The sequence below is a fragment of the Vibrio sp. 10N.247.311.49 genome (assembly GCF_041467655.1).
GTDB classification, from domain to species: Bacteria; Pseudomonadota; Gammaproteobacteria; order Enterobacterales; family Vibrionaceae; genus Vibrio; species Vibrio crassostreae_C.
Genome location: NZ_JBFSVA010000024.1, coordinates 1 through 9,570, shown reverse-complemented (window position 1 = coordinate 9,570; position 9,570 = coordinate 1). Strand labels below are relative to the sequence as shown.

Below are 9,570 nucleotides of genomic sequence, written 5' to 3'. Positions count from 1 at the left end.
ATGCGGGCAATAGCGCGACGTCGACCGAGCTTGAAGTCATCATCGATACCGAAGCAGGAGCAGGTATAGATATCGATCAAGTTACTGGTGATGGTATTGTTAATGCTGAAGAAGCTTCATCTGATCAAGAGATAACAGGTAAAGTTTCTGGTGATGCAAGTGAAGGGGATACTGTACATATTTACTTGGGGGTTGGAGATAGCAAAGTTCTTATCGGTTCGACGGTAGTTCTAGCTGACAATACGTTCAAGTTAGTCACACATGGTTCGAATCTTATTATGGGTAACCCTGCAGATCTTACCGCTACTGTGACTGGAAGTGACGATGCTGGTAACGATTTTGTTGCTTCTAATACAGAGCGTTACTTTGTGTTCACAGATATTCCGGAATCTCCTGTAATTACAAATATCTCAGATGATTCTGCAGCTAGTGATTATTCTGAAGTTACATTGAGTGGTACTGGTGAGCCTGGCTTAACAATATTACTATTCGATGAAGACAGTAATCAGGTGAATGTAGCTCCGATTACAGTCGACAGTAATGGTAACTGGACCACTGATATATCGAACCTGGTTTCTACGTCAGTTAATGACAACGAATTCTTTACAGCCAAACAAGTTGATAATTACGGTAACACTAGTGAATCATCGAATACCGTACATTACTACCATGGTGATTTTGACCCAGCACAGCAAGAAACTACAGATGACTTCGTCTTACTTGGTGGGGGAGATGATCAATTTAATGCCACAGTAGACGACATAGATAACAGATTAGTTGTAGATGGTGGCTCTGGTACAGATACCGCTGTGTTTGATTTCTCTTTGGATTCAGCTTTAGTACAGTTAAACGCTGATGGTTCAGTGACTATCACTGAAAGCAATAGTGATGTGAACACTTTCATCGAGTTTGAAAACTTCAACTTCACTGATGGTGGTAAAACTGTTGAAGAACTCTTTGCCCCTTCAGTTACTATTGTAAGGGATGAAGACGAATTCATTAACAGTGATAGACCTGTGGTTTCATATAATGTGACACTGCCAGCTGGTGCTGCAGTCGGTGCCACGCTGTCGATAGAAGTTGAAGGTCAACTTACTGAAACTAAAGTTCTTACTCAATCTGATATAGATTCTGGCTCCTTATCCTTTGATGTTGATATGGATACGGTTGTAGACGGTGAGCTGAATATTGATGCAGAGTTAACATATCAAAATCAGCCTGCAGGCACGCAATTTATTGGGACTGATGCGTTATCTACCAATATCGACCCTAGTGCATCTAGTTTTAGTATTGATTTAGGTACAGAGCAGACAGCACAGTTCACGTTCGATTCTCACGTAAGTGACGCTGAAGACGATTTAAGCAGTACTGATAATAAAGATGTTCAACTTTCGATTATTGATCTTCCTGAGCTTGGTTCTTTATATGTGGTTGATGGTGATACTCGTACATTAGTTGATGAAAATACAGTTCTAACTGAAGACACCCAAATCGAATATGTACTTGATGAGACTATAAACTCAGACCTGTCTTTTGATGCATCAGAAGATTTTAACAATATAAATGGTTCAGAAACATCTTATACATTAGATAGTGGTGTAATCATTTCTGGTGGTCTTTTCGATGGAGATAGACCAGACTCATCTAGCAATTTAACAGCTGAAACATTGCATTATGATAGTGAGGAAAATGAGTCAGGATTAGGTGTAGGTGATAAAGAACTTGATGTTTCAACTAAAGATTTTATCTCGATAGACTTTACTAAGGTTGGTGATTCTAACGCCACTGAGGTAACAGTAACTGAGGTTAATATCGATTTTGGTAGTGTCTGGGCTCACTATGCCGATAACAATTCTGCTGATGCTGAGATACAAGTTATCTTATTTAAAGATGGTGTTCAGGTAGGCAATGACCCTTACATCTTTGATGATGATACTAATTCTGCCGTTTATGATGGAAGCGGTGAATTCACTGCAAATATCCAGCTTGATGGTGGGTTTGATGAGATTCGTGTATACACAGTTAATGGGGACCAATCAAATGGATCGAACTCTAATATCACATTGCAAGGTGTTGAAGTTGTAGATACGATTGTTTCTGAAAAAATCACCTATGAAGCTACAGATAGTGACAAAGGAACCGATACTGGTGTTATAACCATTTCAACTTCAAGTACACAGGATTCAACAAATAAAGCACCAGTCTTGAATGACTCTCAGCTTGATGCTTCTAATGAAGATCAGGTGGTTAGTTTGTCTCTGGATAAGCTCAATATTACTGATGCTGATGGAGACCAGACATTTATTACAGATGTCAAGGTTGACCCATCATATGGTTCGGTTCAGCTTGTAACAGATTCAGAAGGGAAAGTGACCTCTGCAGAGTTTACACCAGCTTCGGATAAACATTTCGATAGCGTACCGTTTACTGTGACTGTTTCTGATGGAGCTAAGTCGAGCGAAGGTACAGCAACACTTGTTGTGAATGCCGTGGCTGATAAGCCTAATGTTACTGCGGTATTTGGTGATACTTCAAATGTTGTGATTAGTGATGCATTGCATACTAAGCTTGTTAATGCTGATGCTAACACCAGTTTTACTGAAAGTGATTATGCTGAACTTGGTCATACTGTAATGAATCAGTATGGTCAAACAACGGGGACTGTAGGAAATGATTTAATCGTTGGTTCTGATGTAAGCTCTGGTGATAGTTTGATTGGAGATGCTAATACAAACCCAGGAGGTACAGGTTCTGATATTTTTGTTGGCCGTGATGGTGATGATCATCTTTCTGGTGGTACTGGTTCATTGGATGCTGAAAGTGCTATTGATACTGCAGTATATGAAGGTGATTTTTCTGAATACAATTTAACTTTTGTTGGTGACACGACGACACAACATGATTGGACTATCGTGGATAGTTTGAACCGTGATACTCCTGAATGGGGTAGTACTGGTGATAAACTGTATCAAATTGAACGTTTAATTTTTGCAGATGCTATTGTTGAACTTAATGAAGACGGAACATTCAATGTGCTTCAAGATGTTGGCTTTACAGTAACAGCTTCGGTAGCAGATACAGACGGAAGTGAGTACCTAGACGAAGTTAGAATTTCCGGGTTACCAGATTCTGCAGAAATTATTGATAAAGATACTGGTAATGTTCTTGGTGGTTTCGTAACCATTGGTGATGAATCTGTCTGGGTCATTGATATTGAAGGTGACACTACACAGCATATTAGCTATGACAATCTTGCAGTAAGAGATAGTTCAGGTGAACAGTTAGATGTTGATGTTGAAGTCGTTGCTGTAGATGTGAATGAAAATGTTTCAACAGCGAGTACTAGTGTTAATGTTGCTGAAACTAACGATATCATGGCAGATCAAGGCGGGAGCGTACCAACAACAGTCATTACTCTGATTATTGATTCTTCTGGAAGTATGGCAAGTACTCCGAGTGGTCTAAGCGATATGAGAATTGAGTACGTATTGCAAGCGTCAATTAATCTCTTGCAAAACGTGGCTGATCAAGAAGGCAGTGAAGATGTTCTGGTACAGTTAATAGACTTTGATTCTGGAGCGACGAATACTGGTTGGAAGACAGTAGCTGAAGCTATAGCTATTCTTACCACCGCTCAAGAAAAAGTAGATGAGAGAAATTATAACGGTATCTTCGATGCGCAAGGCGGAACGGATTATGAAGATGGCGTAGAGGCAGCAATCGCTGGTTACAATACTAACCCAGTTTCAAATTTGTCATCTGACGATACCAATGACGTTGTTTACTTCTTAAGTGACGGTCGAGACAATGGCGATTGGGACAGTGATACCAACAGCGATTGGGACAGCTTTATTGCCGATAAAGATGTGACTGCCGTTGGAGTCGGTAGCTCAGATAATGTGCCTGAGAGTGGTCTTAAAGAAGTCGCTGGTAACAATGGTAAAGTTGTTTATATACCAGACTCTCTAATCACAACGGAATTACCAAAACTTCGTCCAACAATCGGTATTGCTGGTTCGTTGTTGCTATCTCTGTCTGGCCTAGATGCAGTAGCAGTAATGATTGATGAGAGCAAAGCGTCAGTGATTCAGAAAGTCGATACTGATGGAAACACCATTAACCTGCCAACAGGTCTAACATTTACCAAAGACAGTGTTGGGAATGAACTGGTTGTTGATATTGGTTACGGAGAATTTCGAGTTGCACAAGATGGTTCATACTATTTCCAACCATCAAGTGACAGCACAGCAAGTGACACCGGTAAAGCGGTTGCATTTGAAATCCTTGTAACTGTAGAAGACAGTCAAGGCGCTCAGTCACAGCAACTTATTACATTAAATCTAAGCCCTAGCGGTGAGGTGAATGTTGCACCTACTTCTTCGTTTAACGCATCGACAGGTGATGATCAGTTCCAGGGTACTGAACAAGATGACATTATCTTAGGTCATGCTGGTAATGATGTACTACTAGGGGCTGCGGGGGATGATATCTTACTCGGTGGCGACGGTAGCGATATCTTAATCGGTGGCTTAGGTGATGACATTCTAACTGGTGGCGACGGTGATGATATCTTCAAGTGGGTTGATGAACCTTTGAACAACTATCGAGACGTTATTACTGACTTTGAAGTGGGCAGTGACCGTATTGATTTGTCTGAACTCCTTCATGATGAAAATACAATGGATGATGTTCTTGAACATTTGTCAGCTAAGATTAGCGATAACAACCAAGACCTAGAGTTAACCATTACTAATGATCAAGGTTCTCAAACTATAGTATTGCAGGGCCAAGCAAGTAATCTTAGTGGTTTTGACGTCGATTCTTCTGGTGTTTATTCCGGTGATGAATTGACGAATTTAGTAAATTCACTAATGACTAACCTACCAAACTCTTAATTCATGAATAACAAAAAGGGCCGAAAGGCCCTTTTTTAATATGTCTGTTTCGTCATATAAAATAATAGAGTCAAAAGCTCAAGGATTAAAGAACCTTACAAGCAAAACCTTTCAGGTAGAAACCTTCTGGGTAGGCAGTGTCTGTTAGGTGGTCGGCTGCTTGCTCGAAGCGTTCTACGAATTTAACAGTGCGGCCTGCATCTAATGCTGCATCAGCAATGATTTTTTGGAACAAATCAGTACCCATTAAGCCAGAGCAAGAGTAGGTGAGTAGAGTGCCACCTGGTTTCAGGATTTGCATCGCAAGCATGTTAACGTCTTTGTAGCCGTTAGCGCCTGAAGTTAGGTTATTCTTGCTTGAAACAAACTTTGGTGGATCCATGATCACTACGTCGAACTTCGTGCCTTGGTCTCGGTATTCGCGAAGTAGTTTGAATACGTCTGCGTTTAGGAATACTGCACGCTTTTTCGAGATGTCGAACTCATTCAGCTCAGCGTTGAACTTAGCTGTATCAAGAGCTAATTGAGAAACGTCTGCATTGATTACACGCTTAGCATCACCTTTAAGGGCATACAGACCAAAACCACCTGTGTACGAGAAACAGTTAAGGACATCTTTGCCTTTAACGTATTTCATCGATTCTTTACGGCTATCACGTTGGTCCATATAGAAGCCCGTTTTATGGCCTTCGATAATGTTTACGCTGATTTTCACACCGTTTTCTTCAATGACCACTGATTTAGGTGGTTCTTCACCGTGAAGTACGCCAACAACTTGTTCTAAGCCTTCTTTTTTACGGACTGCTACGTCAGAACGCTCATAAATATTGCAGTCAGGGAAACATTCAATTAAAGCTTCAACAAGTATGTTCTTATTAAACTCAGCTCCGGCGCTAAGTAATTGGCATACGAGGAAATCTTGATATTTGTCGATTGTGATACCGGGAAGGCCATCAGACTCTGCTGCAGTAAGGCGGTAGCCAGTTAGACCATCACGTTCAATGATATCTTCACGCAAAGATTGCGCGTCTTGAATTCGTTTTACGAAGAATGCTTTATTGATTTCTTCTTTTTCAAATGTCCAAACACGAGCTCGAATTTGAGATTCCGGTGAGTAAGCCGCTTTTGCAAGCCACTGACCATTTTGAGTGTATACGTCTACAGTTTCACCTGATTTTGGCTCGCCTTCGACTTTATCGATACCGCGTGAAAATACCCATGGGTGTTTACGGCGTAGTGATTTGTCACGGCCTTTAGCTAGATGAATTGAAGGAGTCATAATTTACTCTGTTTGTTGAATTTGAAGGAGGGGTATTGTCGAGGAAGTACAGTTGAAAAGCAAATAAGAAAGGGCTGCACAAGCAGCCCTAGTAATGATTAATCAACACATACTGGCTAGATATAAGTATTAAGCTTTGAGACCTGTCAGCAAACCTTCCATCGTATCACTTTGTTTACGAAGTTGGTCAACATTGGAATTACTCTTACTGATCATCTCGCAGATACTGTCTGACTGATGACGAATCTCCTCAACACTTTGAGCTATGTTATCTGCAACAACACCTTGCTCTTCCGCGGCTGTAGCAATCTGAGTACTACTGTCTGAGATAGATTGATTCTTTTCTGCTAAAGAGCCGATCTCGACATTCACTTCTGACATCAGTGTCTGGCCTTCATTAGCGTTGTTTACCGTTATTTCCATCAGTTTGGTTAGTGATTGGCTGTTACGTTGTAATGATTCAATCATGCTTTGGATTTCAACAGTTGCTTGTTGAGTACGACCTGCAAGGGCACGAACTTCATCGGCAACAACAGCGAATCCACGACCCTGCTCGCCGGCACGAGCGGCTTCGATAGCCGCGTTCAATGCGAGTAGATTGGTCTGCTCTGAAATGCCATTGATGGTTGCGACCACCTCATCGATCTGCGCCGCGTTGGCATCAAGCTCTTCTACTGCTTGTGAAGCGGATTGGATCTCTTGAGATAGGTTAGAGATAGACTCCAGTGTATTTGAAACCTTGACTTGACCGCTCTGAGCAACGCCGCGAGCGTCCATCGTTTGTGAACTAGACTCATGAGCAAGGGTAGCTACTTCGCGAATGGTAGCCGCCATTTGTTCCGTTGCACTTGCCAAGCTATTCAGGTGTTCCTGTTGGTTACCTGAGATGTCTGAACTTTGTTGTGTTGACTGGTTCAAGTCCGAGCTGATTTGCTGCATGAGAGCGACAGACTCTTGGATTGATAGAACCATGTTTTGTTCACGTTCAGCGACTTTATCGATTGTAATCGCGATTTCACTAAACTCGTCACGAACTAAGAAGTAGTTCATACGGCAAGTTAAGTCGCCATTCGCTAGGGTGTTCAAAGCTTTGTTCATAGAGAACATCGCGCCGCCAATGAAAGTCATGATGTAGTAAACACCTAGTGCGATAAGCGTTAGGGTTACAGCGATGATAGAAACCTGAGTCGTCGATAGAGCAGACCAAAGGTTTTGGTCATGGTTAGCAACTAGGCTGAACGCTCCATTCATCACTGAAACAGAACCAGCACCGTAGCCTAAAGAGATGGTTTCAGAGCTGCTGACAAGCTGAGCTACTTGATCTTTAGTGAGTTGACCCGCTTCGATAAGCCCTTTCATCAAGAGCATTTCTTCTTGATAAAGGTGAGCAAGTAAAGAGTCCGCGGCACTATCTAAAACGAGAGTTAATATAACCAGGGCGAGAAGAGGCAATAAGAAGAGTAGATAGAACTTTTCTTGGATTTTTAGGTGAATGAGATATTTGTCAATCCAACGAAATGGGATTTCTTTCATAATCGTTATACTCGAAGTAAGTCCACCAATAAGCGGTGAATGAATAGAAACTCGACTATATCATTCATATAATTTATGAGGCAACGTTATGGAAAGTTCACAATATATTTTTGTCGTGTCAGGCGTAGTTCAATGTGTTGGGTTCCGTTACCACACCAGTAGGCAGGCGCAAGCTATGGGTCTCTCAGGTTATGCAAAGAACTTAAATGATGGTCGAGTTGAAGTGTTAGTTGTCGGAGAGAGTCAGCAAATTGAGAAGTTACATGCTTGGCTCTATATTGGCCCTTCGAGCGCAACAGTAGACAACGTTGTGATGCATCAAGTTAAAGATAGTGAGCGCCAAGACGTACGCATAGGGGCGTTTAAAATACTGTAGTTGTAGCACTACAGTATTTTATATTGAACGTAACTTAATGACCTAAAGCGGGTTAGGTTTTACAAGCACTTTGCTGGTTTAGGTAAACCGGCGAGCTTGGTCGCTTGTTTTGCAGGGCCTTTTTTGAATAACTTGAAAAGGTACTTACTATTGCCTTTTTCTGGGCCGTGAGCTTTTTCCATTGCTTTAACGAGCATGCGAACCGCTGGTGAGGTGTTGAACTCTTCGTAAAAGCTCCTTACAAAATGTACGACTTCTAAGTGTGCACCTGTAAGTTCAATCGCCTCGTCTTGAGCAAGAATTTCAATCATGCCTTCTTCCCATTGCGTGTAATCCAATAGATAGCCTTGAGCGTCGGTTTCGATTTGCTTGCCGTTATATTCAAACATGTTTAATCCAGAATCCAATTAACTATGCGGATAGGGTACATGACCAAGTTTGTCTTTCTCAACAGAAATTGTAGCTATCCAATGAAATATCGTACTTATAGATACAAAAAAGCCCAAGAGGTAGGCTCTTGGGCTAGATATTCTTCAATGATGGGAACGATTAGTCGTCGCTGCCCATGATGCCTAGGATGCTTAGTAGGCTGATGAAGATGTTGTAGATCGATACGTACAAGCTGATCGTTGCAGAGATGTAGTTTGTTTCACCGCCACGAATGATGTTTTGCGTTGTAAGCAAGATAACACCAGTCGAGAACAGGATGAACATACCGCTCATTGCCAATGATAGTAGAGGCATTTGTAGGAAGATGTTTGCAACCATACCTACAAGTAGTACTACGAAACCAGCTAATAGCATGCCATTAAGGAACGACAGGTCACGCTTAGTTGTTAGTGCGTAAGCTGATGCGCCCATAAACGCCAGTGCTGTACCGCCAAGTGCAGTTAGGATGACATCACCCATGCCTGCGCCAACGTACATGTTTAAGATTGGACCGATGGTGTAGCCTAAGAAACCTGTAAATAGGAATGTGAAGACTAGACCCATGCTGTTGTCACGGTTCTTTTCTGTTAGGAAAAGTAGGCCGTAGAAGCCAACTAGCATGATAATAAGACCCGGGCGAGGAAGGTTCATCGCCATGGATACGCCTGCTACAACAGCAGACCAAAGTAGTGTCATAGACAGTAATGCGTAGGTGTTACGCAACACTTTATTGGTTTGCAGAGCACTTTCTTGAGATGCTGTGCGTGAAAACATAGGGCTGTTCATAATCTTCCTCGTAAGGTGACTTTAATAGTTATTAGTACATTTATGGGGGTGAAAGTTCGAAAAATCAAGTCTCTCATTCCTCTTGTATACGTAAAATAATAATCAAAATAGTCGGTTAAGTGTTTCTGAAGGTGTAACAAAGTATTTCTTAAAGTGCAGTTAAGGTTCGTTGTTCAATTTTAATCGCACTGAATCGCTGTTTATAATCTTGAAAAACTAGGGCGTGTTGATCTTTGCTGTACATTTCGCGTTCAACAATACATCGGTAGCCA

The 9,570-nt window shown here is 41.6% G+C and carries 6 protein-coding genes; 2 read left to right on the top strand and 4 right to left on the bottom strand.

What is annotated here, in order from left to right:
- Positions 1–4,895 (top strand): Ig-like domain-containing protein (locus AB6E54_RS18670; protein ID WP_372168987.1); only part of this gene is annotated, 4,895 nt, incomplete at its 5' end.
- Between the two features lie 85 nt (positions 4,896–4,980).
- On the opposite strand, the gene AB6E54_RS18665 is transcribed toward AB6E54_RS18670, so the two are convergent.
- Both AB6E54_RS18665 and AB6E54_RS18660 read right to left on the bottom strand, forming a co-directional pair.
- Positions 4,981–6,174, bottom strand: coding sequence for a class I SAM-dependent methyltransferase (locus AB6E54_RS18665; RefSeq protein WP_017066319.1), 1,194 nt, complete (start codon positions 6,172–6,174; stop codon positions 4,981–4,983).
- Positions 6,175–6,303: 129 nt separating this feature from the next.
- The gene (locus AB6E54_RS18660) at positions 6,304–7,707 is read right to left on the bottom strand and encodes a methyl-accepting chemotaxis protein (protein WP_102333360.1); all 1,404 of its coding nucleotides are present in this window, start codon (positions 7,705–7,707) and stop codon (positions 6,304–6,306) included.
- A gap of 88 nt (positions 7,708–7,795) precedes the next feature.
- Between AB6E54_RS18660 and yccX the strand changes: the two genes are divergently transcribed.
- Entirely contained in the window at positions 7,796–8,083 is a 288-nt protein-coding gene (gene yccX, locus AB6E54_RS18655) for an acylphosphatase (RefSeq protein WP_017059706.1), read from the top strand.
- 59 nt (positions 8,084–8,142) lie between these two features.
- Here the strand turns inward: yccX and AB6E54_RS18650 are convergent, their stop codons facing one another.
- On the bottom strand, positions 8,143–8,472 hold the full coding sequence (locus AB6E54_RS18650; protein WP_372168985.1) for a TusE/DsrC/DsvC family sulfur relay protein: 330 nt from the start codon (positions 8,470–8,472) through the stop codon (positions 8,143–8,145).
- Between the two features lie 160 nt (positions 8,473–8,632).
- Positions 8,633–9,298, bottom strand: a complete 666-nt coding sequence (locus AB6E54_RS18645) for a Bax inhibitor-1/YccA family protein (RefSeq protein WP_017057206.1) — start codon at positions 9,296–9,298, stop codon at positions 8,633–8,635.
- Between the last annotated feature and the right edge of the window lie 272 nt (positions 9,299–9,570).